Raw genomic sequence first — 16,574 nt, 5'->3', positions numbered from 1 at the left:
TTGTCCGACCGGCATGCGGTGTTAAAAAGTCAGCGCAGCGCCTGCTTGGCGAGCTCGGCGACGATCTCGTAATTCTCAGGCGTGACGAAGCCGGCGCCGGTGTCGACATTTATCGGCGCGAGGCCCAGCACAACCTGCTGGCAGAGGCTGAGGATCGGCAGATAACCCTGCAGGAACGGCTGCTGGTCGGCCGTCAGCTGGACCCAGCCGCCCTTGAAGCCCTCGACGATCTGCGGGCTGGTGTCGAAGCCGAAATTGAAGATATCGCCCGCCTTCCTGCCCGCCGCCTGCATGTAAGTCGGGACGTTGCCCAGCATCTGTCCGCCGGGATAGCCAACCGCCTTGACGTCGGGATTGTTGAGGAGTGCCGCGGTAATCACCGGAATGGCCAGATTGGGGTCGGAAGCCCATTCGCCGCTCGGCGGCGAGGAGAGCTGGATGACCTCGACGCCCGCCTCTTTCAGGGCGGCGACCGTGCCGCGCTCGCGCGCGCCGCGGTTCTCGTTCTCGAACGGGCCGATCATGATCGCCTTGTCGCCGGCCTTGAGCCCGGCCAGCTTGAACGCCTCGGCGCCGAGCGCGCGGCCCTGCTGCTCCTGCTGGGCGCCGACATAGCCGCCGCCGAACGCTGCCGTGACCTTCGGCACCGGCACGTTCTGGTACATCATCCTGATGCCGTCCTTGTGCGCCTGTTCGGCCAGCGGCATGATCGAAGCATCGCCCGGGTGGCCCATCATGGCGATGCCGCCGGGCTTGACCGCGACGGCCTCGCGCAATTGCTGCACCATCTTCTCGACATCCCACTGGGAAAAGATGTAGTCGACCTTTGGCCCAAGATCGGCCTCGGCCTGCTTGGCGCCATTGTAGACGATGGTGCCGAAGGCGTCGCCCTCGGCGCCGCCGACGAAGAAGCGGATGTGGACGTCCTTGCACCACTGGGCATCGAGCGCCTGGGCAGGCAAGGTGGAGATTGCGGCGGCGAGCGCCGTGGCGGCCGCCAGGACGGTCGAGCGCAGAACTGTCCTTCTCGTCGTGATGCTCATGCACGTTCCTCCCTTTGTTCCCTCGCAAGCCGAGGGGTTTTCGACGAATGCTTCGGCTTCTCGCCGCAATGCTTCGCTGGCCGGCTCCTCGCGCCGGCCATCCTCACGCCGGGTTCGGCAGATACGTCGCACCTCCCCGGCATTGCTTGAGATAGTCCAGCGCCCGCACCTGCCCTGTAATCTCGAGGTCGCCGCGATAGACCGGGTCGTGCCAGCCTTCGATGTCGATGGCGCCATTGTAGCCGGCCAGCCGCAACTCGCCGATCACTCTCGTCCAGTCGCTGTCGCCGAAGCCAGGCGTGCGCATTTGCACGAACGGCAGCCGGCCGAACACGCCATGCTCGCGGATCACGTCCCAGCGCACCGTCGCGTCCTTGCCGTGGACATGGAAGATGCGCGGCGCCCATTTGCGGATCTGCGGGATTGGATCGATCAGGTAGACGAGCTGGTGGCAGGGCTCCCATTCCAGGCCGAGATTGTCGTCCGGCAATTCGTTGAACATCAGCTCCCAGGCGTCCGGATTGTGGGCGATGTTCCAGTCTCCATCAGCCCAGTTGCCGTCCATCGCGCAATTCTCGAAGGCGATGCGCACGCCCTTGTCGGCGGCGCGCCGGGCCAGTGGTCCCCAGACCTCGCGGAAGCGCGGCAGGCTGTCGGGCAGCGGCTTGCCGCGGATGCGGCCGGTGAAGCCGCTGACCATCGAGGTGCCGAACAGATGCGCATGGTCGATGGCCGTTTCCCAGGCGTGAAGCACGCCGCGATCGACATCGCCGCTCTCCAGCGGATTGCCGAACACGCCGATCGAGGAGACGACGACATCGGTTTCGCCGATCGCCTCACGGATCTGGCCGGCAAGGCGCGGAAGGTCCTTGCCGCCCAGCGTCTGCCAGAAGAAGGGCTGGATGCTCTCGAAGCCGAGCGGCAGGATCGCCTTGATATAGGCGGCCGGGTCATCGAGATTGGCCCGCACCATGGTGCCGATCCTGATGTCGAGAAGCGGGTTTGGCATCGTCACCCTTCCTGTGCGATCGCGACCCGGCGCCCGGTTTCGGCGCTTTCGATCGCGGCAAAGACCATGGCCAGGCTCTTGATGTTGTCGGCGCCGCGCGTCTCCGGCTCGCTGCCAGTTTCGACGGCGCGCACAAAATCCTGGATGATGCCGAGATGGCCGCCGATGCGGTCTCTCGGATCGAGCGGCGGCACGGCAAGCGGCTCTGTGCGATCGAACAGGCCTTCACGGATAGGCCGCGCGACTTCCGCCCTCAGCCCATCCTCACCGTCCCAGACCAGGCTGCCGTGCTCGGCGACGATGCGCCATGTGCTCTCCCAACTGGTGCGGAACCCGTCGGCGCACCAGGAGCCGGAATAGGTGAACAGCTTGCCGCCGCCGAGCTCGAAGATTGCGGTGGCCGACGATCCCTGCCGGTACCAGGAATTGACCGGCTCCCATTCTTGGCAGTAGACGCTGGCCGGTGCTGCGCCGACCATGTAGCGGGCGGCGTCGAAGGTATGGATCGCCATGTCGAGCAGCAGGACATGGCGCATCTCCTCGCGAAACCCGCCGAAATGCGGCGCGACGAAGAATTCGGCGTGGATGCTGGTTGGCGCACCGATGGCGCCGGAATCGAGAAAACGCCTGATGCGCCTGACGTTGGCGACATAGCGGCGGTTCTGGACGACGGCGTGCACGCGCTTGGCGCGTCGGGCAGCCTCGACGATGGCGCGCGCGTTCTCCGGGCTGTCAGCCAGCGGCTTCTCCGTCAGGAGGTGGCAATGATGGGCAAACGCGGAGAGCGCAACCTCGCGCCGGGCCACCGGAACCACGACGTCGAACACTGCGTCGGGTTTGGTCTGGTCGAGCACGGCGTCAAGATTGGTTCCGACAATGGCGCCGGCAAGCTCGTATTGGCGCGCCCTTACCTTCGCCCTGTCGGCGTCGAGGTCGACAAGGCCGACAATAGCCAACCCGTCGATCTGCCTCGCCGCATCGAGCCAGTGCTTGCTCATCGCTCCGCAGCCGACCAGGACGACATTCATCATCCAGCGCTCCTCCTCCACTCGGCCCCTCCAGACCGATCGTCACGGCATTCACGGCATGACCGTAAACGTTTTTCCGTAAACGTTTACGAGAACACACCCGGAGGCGTAGAATGTCAATTGGCCGCTCGCGAAAATCAGCTTTATCGCCTTGGCCTGAAGTGCGGCCGGTGATAGCCAAGAAAGGGGAGAACCGTCCTTTGGCGTCCAGCATCCACGACCTTGCGCGTCACCTGAACATTTCGATCGGCACCGTGTCGCGCGCGCTCAACGGGCGCGCCGACGTCAATGCCGATACACGCCAGCGCGTGCTCGATGCCGCGGCAAAGCTGAACTATTCGCCGAACCAGTCCGGCCGCAGCCTGCGGCGCGGCGCCACCCACTCGATCGCCTTCATGTTGCAGCCGCACCCGGGCGACCAGCAATATGGCGAGCCGTTCTTCATTCCGTTCCTGACCGGGCTGCAGGCGAAACTCGCCGAAAGCGGGCTCGACTTGATCGTGGTGATGGGCGCGCCGGGCGACTACCAGCAGGAGCGCCTGCGCCGGGTGGTCGAGACGCGCCGAGCCGATGCGGTGGTGCTGGCCTGGACGCGTCGCGAGGACGAGCGCATCGATTACCTGACCAGGGTCGGCTTCCCGTTCGCGACGCTCGGCCGCAGCCGATCCGGCGGCAAATCCTATCCGTCGCTCGACCTCGATTTCGAAAAAGCCGGGGCCGAGGCGGTCGACCGCCTGGTGGCGCGCGGCCACCGCCGCATCGCGGCCATCCGCCCGTCACTCAACCTCAATTTCGGCTATCTATTCCTGGCCGGCTATCGCAAGGCCCTGCAGCGGCACGGCATCGAGGTCGACCCCGGGCTGATCGCGGAAGACTTCATCAACGAGGCCGGCGGCTACAAGGTGACGCCGCAGGTCATGCGCTCCAAGGACCCGCCGACCGCCATCATCTTCAACAATGACGCGATGGCACTCGGCGGCTGCAAGGCACTGGCTGAGATGGGCATCAAGCCCGGTCACGACATTGCGGTGATCGTCATCGTCGACACGCCGCTCTGCCGCTATTTTTCACCGGCGTTGACCGGCTTCCGCCCTCCCCTGGAGCCGATGGGACGGCGGCTGGCCGAAATGCTGCTGGCGTCGATCCCGGCCTTCGCGGGGCCTGAGGGCGCGCGGATCATCCGTGAGATCTGGCCGCTGGAGCTGATCGCACGCGACAGCGATTGATGATGGCCGCACTCACCTTCCCCTCTTGTTGTTGGCCGGCCGCTCTTCTTGTTATCGGCGAGGAAGCGTTATGGTGGAGCTTTCCGGTCGGCTCGATCACGTCGCTCGCGCTGGCAACCGCCTATTACCGCTTTGGCCGATGGCGCACCATGCACATGATCGAGGGCAGGCCGGCTGCCGGCGAGCCTCCGGACACCGGCCTCGGCGTGCTGCGCCAGCGCGCGCATCTTTCGCCTGAGACGCCGAATGGCTGAACGACAGCGCCCAGGCCTTCCCTCCAGCCACTTCGATCGCCTAGGATGAGCCAGGCGCAGTAGAGGAAATCCATGGGCAAGGGACGAGTCGAGGCATTTTCCGATGGCGTCATGGCCATCATCATCACCATCATGGTGCTGGAATTGAAGGTGCCGCATGGCGCGGAGTTTTCCGCGCTGGCACCGCTATGGCCCACTTTTCTCAGCTACGTGCTGTCCTTCATCTATGTCGGCATCTACTGGAACAATCTGCACAACATGTTCCACACCGTGCAGCGGGTGGATGGCCGCGTGCTGTGGGCCAATCTGCATCTACTGTTCTGGCTGTCGCTGATGCCCGTCACCACCGCCTTCATGGGCGAAAACCATTTCGCGCCGGTGCCTGTCGCCGTTTACGGTGTTGTCCTGGCGCTTTGCGCGGCCGCCTACTTCATTCTGGTCGTCATGCTGCAACGGCTGCATGGCAACGACACTGCCTTCGCCAGAGCGGTAGGCACCGACCGCAAGGAAAAGATCTCGGTGGTCCTCTACATCGCCGCCATTCCGCTGACCTTCGTCAATCAATGGATCGGCGTCGCGCTCTATATGCTGGTTGCCATGATCTGGTTCGTACCGGACCGGCGCTTCGAGAGGCTGGTCGAAAAATAGGTCTGCCTAGCCCCGCATCGCTTTCAGCTTTTCCGCCACCGAGGCCGCAAGGTCGGCATAGCGTTCCTCCAGCCGCTCGGCCGCCTTGATCACCGAAAAATCATGGCCGAATTTTTCCAGCGCCATGCGCAGCTTTTCGACGAACTCCGCCTGTTTTTCGAGCGCCGAAAACAGCGTCTTCACTTGCGCTTCGCTGATATCGGGATTGGCAAGCATTTGCGGCACCTCGCGGCTCATCTGGTCGCCGGTGGCGGTCTGTTCTTTCAGGATCTCGATCCAGTCGGTCAATCGGTAATCTCCTTCTTACGCGGACAGCATGCGCAGCGCCCGCCGATGTGGTCAACCCAAGGACGCCAAAGCGGGCTTGCGCGAACCCCTCGGCGCGTTAAGTTCGGCGCAACTTGAACGAGGACACTATCACCCATGACCGCCGACGCCGAAATCCAGAGCGCTTTGCCTGCCCTTGCCTCCGGCAACGTTGCCGTCATCACCGGCAGCGCCAGCGGCATCGGCCTTGCCGCGGCCAAGCGGCTGGCGGCGATGGGCATGAAAATCGTGCTGGCCGATATTGGCGGCGCCCGGCTCGATGAGGCTGCCGGCGCCGTTGCAACGATTGCCGGCGACAGCGCGGTACTCGCGGTCGCCACCGACGTCTCGAAAGCCGACGAGCTCGACCGACTGGCCGGAAAGGCGTTCGGTGCCTTCGGCGGCGTGTCGCTGTTGATGAACAATGCGGGCGTCGGCAACAATCCCGGCAAACCCTGGGAGAACCGCGACGCCTGGAAGCGGCTGCTGGACATCAATTTTTGGGGCGTCGTTCATGGCGTCGAGGCCTTCGTGCCGCGCATGCTGGCGGCCGGCAGGCCGGGCCTGATCGTCAACACCGGCTCCAAGCAAGGCATCACCACGCCGCCCGGCAACCTTGCCTACAACGTCTCCAAATCGGGCGTGAAGACCTTCACCGAAGGCCTGGCACACGCGCTGCGCAACGAGCCCGGCGCAAAGGTTGCGGCGCATCTGCTCATTCCGGGGTTCACTTTTACCGGCCTGACCGAGGGTGCAACCGAAAAGCCCGCCGGCGCCTGGACCGGCGAGCAGGTGATCGACTTCATGCTGGCCTCGCTGGTGCGTGGCGATTTCTACATTCTTTGTCCTGACAACGAGGCGACGCGGCCCATGGACGAAAAGCGGATGGCCTGGGCGATCGGCGACATCATCGAGAACCGCCCCGCTCTGTCGCGCTGGCATCCGGACCATAAGGATGCTTTCGCGGCGTTCATGGAAGGCTGACGCTCACGCCGCATGTGTCGTCGAGCCGCGCTTTTGCGCAGCGGCTTTCTTGACCGCCGCATCGGCGATCTTCTGGTCATGCCGTTTCGCCGCCTGTTCACATTTTTTGCGGATCTCCTCGACCTCGGATTCGGTCAGGTGCTCGATGCCGATAAAAGTATTGTGAGCTTTGCCGACCCGGATCAACTCGTCGAGTTTCGTCTGAATCGCTGTGCCATCGCGATTCTGGGTGTTCTGGATGAGGAACACCATCAGGAAGGTGACGATCGTCGTGCCGGTATTGATGATGAGTTGCCACGTATCGGAAAACCCGAACATCGGACCGCTTACCGCCCAGACAACGATGATCAGAAAACAGACGGCGAATGTCGACGGCAGACCGGCGAGATGGGCAACATAGTTGGCGATCCTGGTGAAAAGCTTCTCGATCATGGCAAGGAGAACAACCGGCGACCGCTCCTGGTTCCCTTGCGAGGAGAGATTTCACCGACATAACCGTGCACGCCCCCGCAAGATCAGGGTATTTCGTTTTCCCAGCGATCGAGGAAAGCCTCGATGGACAGCGCCTGCATGTCGGGGACTGCCGTGGCCAGTTTCTCGTGCGGCCAGTCCCACCAGGCGAGGCTTTCGATCCGCGCGGTAATGTCCGCCGCGAAGCGTTGGCGCAATTGCCTGGCCGGAACGCCGGCCACAATCGCATAAGCAGGTACGTCGCGCGTCACCACAGCATTGGCGCCGACGATCGCGCCATTACCGATGCTCACATCAGGCATGATCACCGCGCCGTGGCCGATCCAGACATCGTGGCCGATACTGACGGACTTCGCCCGCCGTCGCTCCCGAAATCCGGCGTCGACGCCCAGCCAGCGAAAATACTCGTTCGGGCGATAGCTGACCTTGTGCTGGGTCAGCCGCTCTATCGGATGCTCCAGCGCGTTGATGCGGCTGTTGGCGGCGATCGAACAGAACTTGCCGATCGTCGTGTAGATCGCCTCGGCGTGGCGCTCGAAATAGGAGAAGTCGCCGACCGATACCTCGCGCAGGATAACCCGCTCGCCGATCGAAGCGTAGCGCCCAAGCTTGCACGCCTTCAACTCCGCGGTCGGGTGGATGCGCGGCTTGGGATCTTTCAGGACGAGGTTTTCGGGACGGTCCATCCCGGCGGCTTTACGCCCGAGCGATTGATCCCGCAAGCGGGACCAATCGTCCGTCACCTGTTACCAGAGGCTATTTCGGCTTGCCGTTGCTCCACACCACGTTCTGGCCGTAGAGCGGCACGGTGGTGACCGACATTTTCGCCGAACCGTCCTGCACCTGGCGCGAGTGCGACAGATAGATCAGGGTCTCATTGGTCTTGTCGTAGATGCGGTTCACCACCTGCTTCTTCCAGATCAGGCTGATGCCCTGCTTGAATACCTCCTCGCCGGCCTCGCTCATGTCGATGTCGCTGATGGTGATCGGCCCGGTCTGGCGGCACGAGATCGAGGAATCGGACGGGTCCTCGAACCAGTTGCCCTTCTGCAGGCGATCGATCACGCCGCGGTCGAAATAGGAGACGTGGCAGGTCACGCCTTCGACCTTCGGATCCTTGATCGCCTCGACGATGATGTCGTTGCCGAGCCAGTCGACGCCGACCTTGCCGACCTCCTGGGCGCCAGCCGCACCAGCACCGATGACAAGGCATGCGGCCAAAGCGCCGCCGATCAGTTTTCGCAAGGAAGCCTCCTGCGGTTCGAGTTTTGCCGACCTCAGGTGGGACGGGCGGCAGCGCTTTGCAAGCTGGATATTGCGCGCCGGCCCGCAGTTGCGGCAACGCGGCATCTTTGCGTAAGCGTTCTTGAGCACTATGGTTGCCCTTGGTGAGATCGGAGTGATATTCAGCATGTCATCGTTTTTAGGCCCGCATTTTTCATTGCCCTTCAGTTCAACAGCAGCACGCTAGATGTACAGCGACGCCTCCCCTGTAATGCGCTTTATCCTTGTTGGCATCCTCGTGGCGATGGCCGTCGGGATCGGTGCAATGACCATCTGGACATATAGGCCTTTCTACAGCGGCGAGCCCTATGGCGCGCCGTTCACGCTGGTTGACCAGAAGGGCGCTCCGGTCACCGAGGCTGCGTTTCGCGGCCACCCCAGCGTCGTCTTCTTCGGCTTCACCCATTGCCCGGAAGTCTGCCCGACCACGCTGTTCGAACTGGCTGGCTGGCTGAAGACGATGGGTGACGACGGCAAGAACCTGCGCGCCTATTTCGTGACGGTCGACCCGGAGCGCGACACGCCCGAAATCATGAACGCCTATATCAGTAATTTCTCCGACCGCATCCTCGGCATATCAGGCGACCCGGACAAAGTCCAAGCCATGGCCAAATCCTTCGGCATCTATTCGAAGAAGGTCGATACCGGCAACGGCGACTACACGATGGACCACACCGCTTCGGTGTTGCTGCTCAACGCCAGGGGCGATTTCGCCGGCACCATCGCTTATGGCGAAAGCCCGGACACCGCCATCGCCAAGCTCAAGCGGCTGGCGGCGGAAGGTTAGAGCATGATCCCGAACCGAAGGTCCGCGACAGCGAAAAGTGGGACCGGTTTTCGGAAAAGATCATGCTCAAACAAGATCATCGTTTGATGACCCAAACGCGGCTTTATTTCACCACTGGAAAGATCGAGGCCGACCGTATCTTCGCGGCGTTCGAAACGGCCTTCGAGGACGAGGGCCTGCCGATTGCCATCCTCGAAGTCGATGAGGATCGCGACATCCAGGAAGTGTCGCTCTATGCCGACGGCGATGTCGACGCCGTCGAGGCTCGCGTGAAAGAGATCCTTGCCGGGCTTGCCTTGTCGAGGCCGATTGCGCGCGAGCCCGTGCCTGACATCGACTGGGTGACGCGTTCGCTGGAGGGACTGAAGCCAGTGCGCGCCGGCCGTTTCTTTGTTCACGGCGCGCATGACCGCAGGAAGCGCCACAGCGGCGAACTCGCCATCGAGATCGAGGCGGGCCTCGCCTTCGGCACCGGCCATCACGGCACCACCGCCGGCTGCCTTGAAATGCTGGAACAGGTCGTGCGGCGCGAGCGCCCGCGCAACGCGCTCGACCTCGGCACCGGCAGTGCGGTGCTGGCCATCGCGCTGGCCAAGCTCGCCCATATCCCGGTGCTGGCGACCGACATCGATCCGGTCGCCACAAAAGTCGCCGCCGCCAATGCGCGGCTCAACCACGTCAAGGCGCTCGTCGAAACGGTGACGGCACCGGGCTTCCACCATCCGATCTTTGCAGCGCGCGGCCCTTTCGACCTTATCGTCGCCAACATACTGGCGCGGCCGCTTATGCGGCTGGCGCCCGAAATGGCCGGGCATATCGCCCTGGGCGGCTCGATCGTGCTGTCAGGAATCCTCGACCGGCAACGCGACGCGGTGGTCTCGGCCTATGTCGGCCAGCAGTTCCGCCATGTCAGGACGTTGCATCGCGAGGGCTGGGTGACGATCTACCTCAAGCGGTGACGCAAATTCGCTCAGACATAGCGCGACCTTGCGGCCTTCTTCAGTTCTTCGCGATCGTAGCCGTTCGCTTTCAGCGTTTCGTCGTCAAAGCCAAGCAGAACGCCGCTCACATAGCGGCTCGCTTCGCGCTGGCGCGCTTCGATGAGAGCATTCACAGCGCTTCTGAAAAATCCGCGTCTGGCTGAAATCGTGGACATGATGGTCTCCTTTGCAGGGCAATAAGAACCGTTCCTCCACGCCAAAAAGGTAAACTCTGTTGACCTCTTTTAAAATCGCTGATTCTGCATGTCGTCCATGCGAAAAAGCGCACGTAGATGACCACTGTCGATGGCGGCGCCGCCCCTCATCGCCCTGCCGGGACCTTCTCCCCGTTAGTGACGGGGAGAAGGGGCCGACCGCAACCTCGGCACCCTTTCCGCAACACTGGAGATTGGCGAAATCGTTCGCGAAGGTGTTTTTCTCCCCGTCACTATACGGGGAGAAATGCCCGGCAGGGCAATGAGGGGCAGCGCAGAGCTGAAGCGATCGCCCTGCTGGATCGAATCCGGCCGGCGGCCAGCGTAGCAAAAGTCGATTCCGATTTTCGGGGTCATGCGCTACGGTCGCGCCAGCACCCAAGGAGAGGCCATGATGTTCCAGACCTTTGATTCCGCCGGCGACCCCGCCGTCGGCAAGCCGCGTGTGGCGCTGCTGCGTCAATGGCTGGCGGCCAACGGGCTGGATGGCTTCATCGTGCCTCGTGCCGACGAGCATCAGGGCGAATATGTCGCCGACCGCTCGGCGCGGCTAAAATGGCTGACCGGCTTCAGCGGCTCGGCCGGCGTCGCCATCGTGCTCGGCGACCGTGCCTTCATGTTCGTCGACGGGCGCTACACGCTGCAGGTGCGCCAGGAGGTCGATCTCGACATCTTTTCGATCGAAAGCCTGGTCGACAATCCGCCCGCCACCTGGATCAAGGACAATCTCGGCAAGGGCGTGCGGCTTGGCTTCGATCCGTGGCTGCAGACGATCGGCGACGTGAAAGCGCTGAAAGCTTCGGCCGAAAAATCGGGGGCGACATTGGTGCCGCTCGAGAAGAATCCAATCGACGCCATCTGGAAGGACCAGCCCCAACCGCCGCTGGCGCCGGTCGAGCTCCATCCGATCGCCTTTGCCGGCGAACTGGCCAAGGACAAGTTGGCACGGCTGGCCGAGGCCATCGGCAAGGACGGCGCCACCCATGCCGTGCTGACCGACCCGTCCTCCATCGCCTGGGCCTTCGACATCCGCGGCGGCGACGTGCCGCACACGCCGCTGACGCTCGGCTTCGCCGTGCTCGCCGCCGATGGGTCGCACCTCCTTTTCATGGACCAGCGCAAGTTTTCGCGCACCGTCGCGGCCTATCTGACGCAGCTCGCCGAATTGCACGAACCCAGTGAATTCGAAGCGGCGATCGCAGGATTAGCCAAGGGCGGCGCAAGAATCGCGCTGGACCCAGCGCTGGCGGCGGAGAAGCTCAGAATGCTGGTCGAGGACAATGGCGGTACCGTCATTGCCGCGCCCGATCCTGCCCGCATCCCACGCGCGACGAAGAACCAGGCCGAGATCAACGGCGCCCGCGCCGCGCATCGCCGCGACGGCGCCGCCGTGGCCAAGCTGCTTTGCTGGCTCGACCGCCAGGAACCCGGCAAGCTCGACGAGATCGCGGTCGTCACCAAGCTTGAGGAGTGCCGCCGCAGCACCGGCGAGGAAACGCAAATGCCGCTGCGCGATGTGTCCTTCGACACCATCTCGGGCGCCGGTCCGAACGGTGCCATCATGCACTACCGCGTTTCCCGCGCCACCAGCCGAAAGCTTCAGTCTGGCGAGTTGTTCCTGCTCGATTCGGGCGGACAGTATCAGGACGGCACCACCGACATCACCCGCACCGTGCCGATCGGCACACCGACCGAGGAAATGCGCGAACGCTTCACGCTGGTGCTGAAGGGCATGATCGGCATTTCCATGCTGCGCTTTCCCCCGGGCACGCGCGGCTCCGAGATCGATGCCGTGGCGCGTCTGGCTCTGTGGAACCATGGTTGCGATTTCGCCCATGGCACCGGCCACGGCGTCGGCTCCTATCTGGCCGTGCACGAGGGCCCGCAGCGCATCGCAAGGACCGGCACCGAAAAGCTGCTGGCAGGCATGATCGTCTCCAACGAGCCGGGCTACTACAAGGAAGGCTCTTACGGCATCCGCATCGAGAACCTCATTCTGGTGACACCGGCCGAGCAGATAGAGGGCGGCGACATCGCCATGCACAGCTTTGAGACACTGACGCTGTCGCCGATCGACACCAGGCTGGTGCGATCCGACCTTTTGACGCGCGACGAGCTGCATTGGCTCGACACATACCACCAGCGTGTGCTGGCCGAGATCGGACCGATGCTCGAAGGCGAGACGCTGGCCTGGCTGGAAAAGGCAACCGCGCCACTGCCGCACGACCAGAAGATTTGATCCTCGGCAAGGCGTGTGTAGCAGGTTTCGTCTACCCGGCGAACTGCCGGGCGAGGACCAGGACGGCGGCACCGGCCAAAAACATCGCCATAAGCCCGCCGCGCAGCGAGACCAGCCCGGCGACGATCAATGCCGCCCATTCCGCCGGCCCGGCACCGAGTGCCGCCGGCGCCACAAGCGTGGTCAGCACCGCAGCCGGCACGGCGTTCAGCCCGGCCTCGACGCGGGGATGGATATTTTCGAAGCGCGAGATCACCAGATGCCCGCCGATGCGGGTCAGGTAGGTGGCGATCGCACCGGCGATGATGATCCACAAGGTGGTGCTCATGGCCGCGCCTCCACACCACTGTGGTGGGGCGGCAGGATGACCGCGAGCAGCACGCCGGCCACGGCGCCAATGGAGACGTGCCAGGGCGAGCCTACCGTCTTGTAGGCGATGATGGAGGCAACAGCGCTGGCGACGACCACCGGCAGCCACAGCGGCCGTTTGCGAAAGCTCATGACCAGTCCGAGAAAATAGATCGGCAGCAGGAAATCGATGCCCAGCGCATGTGTATCGGGAATGAGCTTGCCGAACACCGCGCCAAGCGCGCTTTCGGTCACCCAGAACACATAGACCGGGAGGCCAAGCCCCATATACCAGGCAAACCCGACGGTTTCGCCGGCCTCCGCCTTGCGCTCGGCCACCGCGAACTGCGGATCGGTCAGGATGAAATAGCCGACTGCCTGTTGCACCAGCGGCCAATGTGCGATGCGCCGGCCGATACCCGCCGAGTAAAGCACATGGCGGAAATTCACGGCGAAGATCGACAGCACGATCAGCCATGGCGCGACATGCTGCCCGAACAATTCGATGCCGACCATCTGGCTGGCGCCACCGAAAACCATGGCACTCATCAGGAAGGCTTCCAGCACCGAAAAACCGTTGTCGACGGCGATAGCGCCGAACAGCAGCGCGAACGGCGCCGACGCCACCACGACAGGCATCGAGAGCCGCACGCCTTGCCAGAAATCGCTCTTCGCGCGGTTTTCGGAGATTGCTTCCGCTAACATCGACCCACTCCCTCGGGAATGGTCGTATGTAGGTAGCGCCGCCTGCCTTGTCACACCAATTCGCTTGAGCCAAACGATCAGCGGAAATGATCGCCCTAGCCTCTACTCCTCCGGGACCTTGCCTTCGATCGCCCTGCCCCAGTCGAGCAGCGGCTTGGCGCGCATGACGAAATCGACGAGTTCGTCGACCAGTGCCGCACTGTGGATTCCCGCCGGGTCGATTTCGTGCCGGACGGCAAAATGCCGGTTGCGAATGGCCGCCGCGAGATCGGCCTCCGTGACATGCTCGAAGCCGCGTGGCGCTCGCTTCATGCAACCTTCCGCATCGAGTTCGAGACGGTTTTTCTTCAGCGCCTTGATGAGCGCCCGGAATTCGCCCGGCCGCGTCGCGACGGCGTTGCGCATCGCCAGCAAGAGCGGCGGCCCGGGCTGCCACCAGGCAACGCCGGCAAAGCAGCGCTCAAGCCCGATATGGACGAAGAACACGCCCTGTTCCATCTTGGTGCCGTCAGGCGAAAGGATCGCCGACAAATGCCGGTTGTAGGGTCGTTTGTCCCTAGCGAAACGCACGTCGCGATTGATCCGGAACAGCGACTTCTTGCGATCGCCGCGCAAACCCAGCCCCGCTGCCGTGAAGCGCTCGGAGAGCGTTTCAACGAGATCGCCGAACGGGTCGCGCAGTTCGCTTTGGAAGAGATCGCGGTTTTCCAGAAACCACTCCCGGCTCTGATGGAAATCGAGTGCCTTGAGGAAGGGAATGGCCTTTTGGCCGAAACCGTTAAATGCAGCGGCCATCATGCTCCTTTGCCGATCCGCCGCAACCAAGTGTCCTCGTCGACCACCTCGATGCCGAATTTGGTCGCGTCCTTCAGCTTGGAACCGGCGCCTGGGCCTGCCACCACGAGATCGGTCTTCGCAGAGACTGAGCCGGCGACCTTCGCGCCGAGACGTTCAGCCATCGCCTTGGCCTCGGGGCGTGTCATCTTTTCCAGCGTGCCTGTAAACACGATCGTCTTGCCGGCGACCGCGCTGCCGACTGAGACGTTCACAATGTACGGCTTCGGGTGGACCTGCGCGAGCAAGGCTTCAAGCACGTCGTCGTTGCGTTCATTGCCGAAGAAATCGCGAAGCGCACCTATCACCGTGTCGCCGATGCCATTGATCGATGGGAAAACGGTGTGTGGATCGGCCGCCGCCGCAGTCTCCTTGCCGATGCGGATCAACTCCTCAATGGTTGAGAAGGTTCGGGCAAGTACAGCGGCCGTGGTTTCGCCGATATGGCGGATACCCAGCGCGAAAATAAAGCGATCGAGTTCCGGTTCGCGGCGAGCGTCGATGGCGGCGAACAGCTTGTCGAGACCTTCGTAGTTGCGTTCCTCGACACCGCGCACATTCTTGCGCGTCTTGCCCGATGCGGCCTCGCGTTGCCTGGCCTGCTCCTCGCGCCGCTCAGCCAGCGTCTTGGTCACGGCGGGACGGCGATCCCTGAGAGTAAAGATATCGGCGGCTGTTTTGATCAATCCCGCATTGAAGAACAGGTCTATGTTTTCGGCGCCCAGGCCTTCGATATCCATGGCGCCACGTGACACGAAGTGGCGCAATCCTTCCACGGCCTGCGCGGGACAGATCAGTTCGCCGGTGCAGCGTCGGCGGGAATCTTCCTTGCCGGTCTTTTCGTTGATCTCGCGCGTTGCGGGTGAGCCACAGATCGGACAGGTGTGCGGGAATTCGTAGGGCACGGCATCAGCCGGGCGCTTGTCGATAACGACGCTGACGATCTGCGGAATGACGTCGCCCGCCCGCTGGATGACGACTGTGTCGCCAATACGCACGTCACAGCCGTCGCGGATTGGCTGGCCGTTGCTGTCCAGACCCTTGATGTAGTCTTCATTGTGAAGCGTGACATTTTCGACCACCACGCCGCCAACCGTGACGGGCGCAAGCCGTGCAACGGGCGCCAGAGTGCCGGTGCGGCCGACCTGAATGTCGATCCTGAGCACGGTCGTCATTGCCTGTTCGGCAGGAAATTTATGAGCGATGGCCCAGCGTGGTTCGCCAGTGGCGAAACCCCATCTGCGCTGCAATTCCAACTGGTCCACCTTGTAGACGACGCCGTCGATGTCGTAGCCGAGCGACGAGCGCTGGGCCTCGATCAGGTGATAGTGCGCGACCAGTTCGTCGACCGACTTCGCCCGCACCATCAGCGGACTGATCTTGAAACCCCACTCAGCGAATTTTTGCACTGAATCGTATTGAGTCGGAGCGGGATCCTCTGACGTGTAGCCCCAGGCGTAGGCTAAGAACTTGAGGTTGCGGCTGGCGGTAACGGACGGATCCTTCTGACGCAGGGATCCGGCCGCCGTATTGCGCGGATTGACATAGTCCTGGCCGCCAACCGCCGCCGACCGTTCCTTCAAAGCCTCGAATTCCGCATAGGTCATATAGACCTCACCCCGTATCTCGATCACATCAGGCCAGCCCGAGCCTTTCAGGTGCTTGGGGATGTCGGCGATTGTCCTAAGATTGGCGGTGATGTCCTCCCCGACGGCGCCGTCACCGCGCGTTGCTCCCTGCACGAACACACCGCCTTCATAACGCAGCGAAGCCGATAGCCCGTCGATCTTCGGCTCAGCCGTGAACGCAATGTCCAGATCCTTGTCGCGGTTAAAGAAACGCCGGCCGCGTTCGATGAAGTCGGTGACATCCTGGTCGGTATAGGCCTTGGCAAGACTGAGCATCGGCACCGCATGGCGCACCTTGGCAAAGCCTTCCGCCGGTGGCGCGCCCACTCGGCGCGATGGCGAATCCTCTAGCACCAAAGCGGGGAAGCGCTGTTCGATGGCGAGGTTGCGCTGCGTTAGCGCGTCATATTCCGCGTCCGTTATAATCGGTGCGTCCTCGGTGTGGTAGCGCCGGTCGTGCTCGGCGATCTCCGCCGCCAGCCGCTTTAGCTCGCTTGCGGCTTCGCTTTCGCTGAGCGAATCAACTGGTTTTTCGGCCATGCATTGCTCCCTTCCCGGTGGCGCGACACAATAGAACAGGATTCT

General features: G+C 63.0%; 19 protein-coding genes. 7 read left to right on the top strand and 12 right to left on the bottom strand.

Annotated elements, in window-relative coordinates; all coding sequences use genetic code 11:
* Positions 1 to 29 precede the first annotated feature (29 nt).
* The 3 genes from IHQ72_RS17135 to IHQ72_RS17125 form a co-directional block, all read right to left on the bottom strand.
* Positions 30 to 1,043 carry a substrate-binding domain-containing protein gene (locus IHQ72_RS17135; RefSeq protein WP_258123511.1) on the bottom strand — a complete coding sequence of 338 codons (1,014 nt, stop codon included), beginning with the start codon at positions 1,041 to 1,043 and terminating at the stop codon, positions 30 to 32.
* 103 nt (positions 1,044 to 1,146) lie between these two features.
* Positions 1,147 to 2,052, bottom strand: coding sequence for a sugar phosphate isomerase/epimerase family protein (locus tag IHQ72_RS17130; protein WP_258123510.1), 906 nt, complete (start codon positions 2,050 to 2,052; stop codon positions 1,147 to 1,149).
* 2 nt (positions 2,053 to 2,054) lie between these two features.
* Positions 2,055 to 3,083, bottom strand: a complete 1,029-nt coding sequence (locus IHQ72_RS17125) for a Gfo/Idh/MocA family protein (protein WP_258123509.1) — start codon at positions 3,081 to 3,083, stop codon at positions 2,055 to 2,057.
* 197 nt (positions 3,084 to 3,280) lie between these two features.
* Between IHQ72_RS17125 and IHQ72_RS17120 the strand changes: the two genes are divergently transcribed.
* From IHQ72_RS17120 to IHQ72_RS17110, 3 genes are all read left to right on the top strand, one after another.
* Positions 3,281 to 4,306: a LacI family DNA-binding transcriptional regulator gene (locus tag IHQ72_RS17120; RefSeq protein WP_258123508.1), complete on the top strand. Its 1,026-nt coding sequence runs from the start codon at positions 3,281 to 3,283 to the stop codon at positions 4,304 to 4,306.
* Positions 4,306 to 4,560, top strand: a complete 255-nt coding sequence (locus IHQ72_RS17115) for a hypothetical protein (protein WP_258123507.1) — start codon at positions 4,306 to 4,308, stop codon at positions 4,558 to 4,560. The genes IHQ72_RS17120 and IHQ72_RS17115 overlap by 1 nt, the downstream gene beginning before the upstream one ends.
* 72 nt (positions 4,561 to 4,632) lie before the next feature.
* Positions 4,633 to 5,208 (top strand): TMEM175 family protein, encoded by a 576-nt coding sequence (locus tag IHQ72_RS17110; RefSeq protein ID WP_258123506.1) that lies wholly within the window; start codon positions 4,633 to 4,635, stop codon positions 5,206 to 5,208.
* A 6-nt stretch (positions 5,209 to 5,214) separates the two neighbouring features.
* On the opposite strand, the gene IHQ72_RS17105 is transcribed toward IHQ72_RS17110, so the two are convergent.
* On the bottom strand, positions 5,215 to 5,496 hold the full coding sequence (locus IHQ72_RS17105) for a hypothetical protein (protein ID WP_029351415.1): 282 nt from the start codon (positions 5,494 to 5,496) through the stop codon (positions 5,215 to 5,217).
* Positions 5,497 to 5,631: 135 nt separating this feature from the next.
* Between IHQ72_RS17105 and IHQ72_RS17100 the strand changes: the two genes are divergently transcribed.
* Positions 5,632 to 6,498, top strand: a complete 867-nt coding sequence (locus IHQ72_RS17100; RefSeq protein ID WP_258123505.1) for an SDR family NAD(P)-dependent oxidoreductase — start codon at positions 5,632 to 5,634, stop codon at positions 6,496 to 6,498.
* 3 nt (positions 6,499 to 6,501) lie between these two features.
* Here IHQ72_RS17100 and IHQ72_RS17095 read toward each other — a convergent pair whose 3' ends face one another.
* The 3 genes from IHQ72_RS17095 to IHQ72_RS17085 all read right to left on the bottom strand — a co-directional run bounded on the left by IHQ72_RS17095 (position 6,502) and on the right by IHQ72_RS17085 (position 8,214).
* Entirely contained in the window at positions 6,502 to 6,930 is a 429-nt protein-coding gene (locus IHQ72_RS17095; protein WP_258123504.1) for a low affinity iron permease family protein, read from the bottom strand.
* Between the two features lie 83 nt (positions 6,931 to 7,013).
* Complete coding sequence (locus IHQ72_RS17090; RefSeq protein ID WP_258123503.1) at positions 7,014 to 7,655, bottom strand: DapH/DapD/GlmU-related protein; 642 nt, start codon at positions 7,653 to 7,655, stop codon at positions 7,014 to 7,016.
* 70 nt (positions 7,656 to 7,725) lie between these two features.
* The gene (locus tag IHQ72_RS17085) at positions 7,726 to 8,214 is read right to left on the bottom strand and encodes a CreA family protein (RefSeq protein ID WP_258123502.1); all 489 of its coding nucleotides are present in this window, start codon (positions 8,212 to 8,214) and stop codon (positions 7,726 to 7,728) included.
* Positions 8,215 to 8,518: 304 nt separating this feature from the next.
* On the opposite strand from IHQ72_RS17085, the gene IHQ72_RS17080 reads away from it, so the two are divergent.
* Together IHQ72_RS17080 and IHQ72_RS17075 are read left to right on the top strand one after the other, a co-directional pair.
* Positions 8,519 to 9,040: an SCO family protein gene (locus IHQ72_RS17080; RefSeq protein ID WP_258123500.1), complete on the top strand. Its 522-nt coding sequence runs from the start codon at positions 8,519 to 8,521 to the stop codon at positions 9,038 to 9,040.
* Positions 9,041 to 9,126: 86 nt separating this feature from the next.
* Positions 9,127 to 9,999 (top strand): 50S ribosomal protein L11 methyltransferase, encoded by an 873-nt coding sequence (locus tag IHQ72_RS17075; RefSeq protein ID WP_258123861.1) that lies wholly within the window; start codon positions 9,127 to 9,129, stop codon positions 9,997 to 9,999.
* 11 nt (positions 10,000 to 10,010) lie between these two features.
* Here the strand turns inward: IHQ72_RS17075 and IHQ72_RS17070 are convergent, their stop codons facing one another.
* Positions 10,011 to 10,196 (bottom strand): hypothetical protein, encoded by a 186-nt coding sequence (locus tag IHQ72_RS17070; protein WP_029351430.1) that lies wholly within the window; start codon positions 10,194 to 10,196, stop codon positions 10,011 to 10,013.
* Positions 10,197 to 10,629: 433 nt separating this feature from the next.
* Here IHQ72_RS17070 and IHQ72_RS17065 point away from each other — a divergent pair, with 433 nt between their 5' ends.
* Positions 10,630 to 12,474 carry an aminopeptidase P family protein gene (locus IHQ72_RS17065; RefSeq protein WP_258123860.1) on the top strand — a complete coding sequence of 615 codons (1,845 nt, stop codon included), beginning with the start codon at positions 10,630 to 10,632 and terminating at the stop codon, positions 12,472 to 12,474.
* 31 nt (positions 12,475 to 12,505) lie between these two features.
* Here the strand turns inward: IHQ72_RS17065 and IHQ72_RS17060 are convergent, their stop codons facing one another.
* From IHQ72_RS17060 to ligA, 4 genes are all read right to left on the bottom strand, one after another.
* On the bottom strand, positions 12,506 to 12,802 hold the full coding sequence (locus IHQ72_RS17060; protein WP_258123498.1) for an AzlD family protein: 297 nt from the start codon (positions 12,800 to 12,802) through the stop codon (positions 12,506 to 12,508).
* Positions 12,799 to 13,527 carry an AzlC family ABC transporter permease gene (locus IHQ72_RS17055; protein WP_258123497.1) on the bottom strand — a complete coding sequence of 243 codons (729 nt, stop codon included), beginning with the start codon at positions 13,525 to 13,527 and terminating at the stop codon, positions 12,799 to 12,801. The genes IHQ72_RS17060 and IHQ72_RS17055 overlap by 4 nt, the downstream gene beginning before the upstream one ends.
* 102 nt (positions 13,528 to 13,629) lie before the next feature.
* On the bottom strand, positions 13,630 to 14,322 hold the full coding sequence (locus IHQ72_RS17050) for a DUF2461 domain-containing protein (protein WP_258123859.1): 693 nt from the start codon (positions 14,320 to 14,322) through the stop codon (positions 13,630 to 13,632).
* Positions 14,322 to 16,529 (bottom strand): NAD-dependent DNA ligase LigA, encoded by a 2,208-nt coding sequence (gene ligA, locus IHQ72_RS17045; RefSeq protein ID WP_258123496.1) that lies wholly within the window; start codon positions 16,527 to 16,529, stop codon positions 14,322 to 14,324. Before ligA ends, IHQ72_RS17050 begins: the two co-directional genes overlap by 1 nt.
* Positions 16,530 to 16,574 lie beyond the last annotated feature (45 nt).

This window comes from Mesorhizobium onobrychidis, assembly GCF_024707545.1.
GTDB lineage: Bacteria > Pseudomonadota > Alphaproteobacteria > Rhizobiales > Rhizobiaceae > Mesorhizobium > Mesorhizobium onobrychidis.
This window is presented reverse-complemented; position numbering and strand designations above follow the sequence as displayed.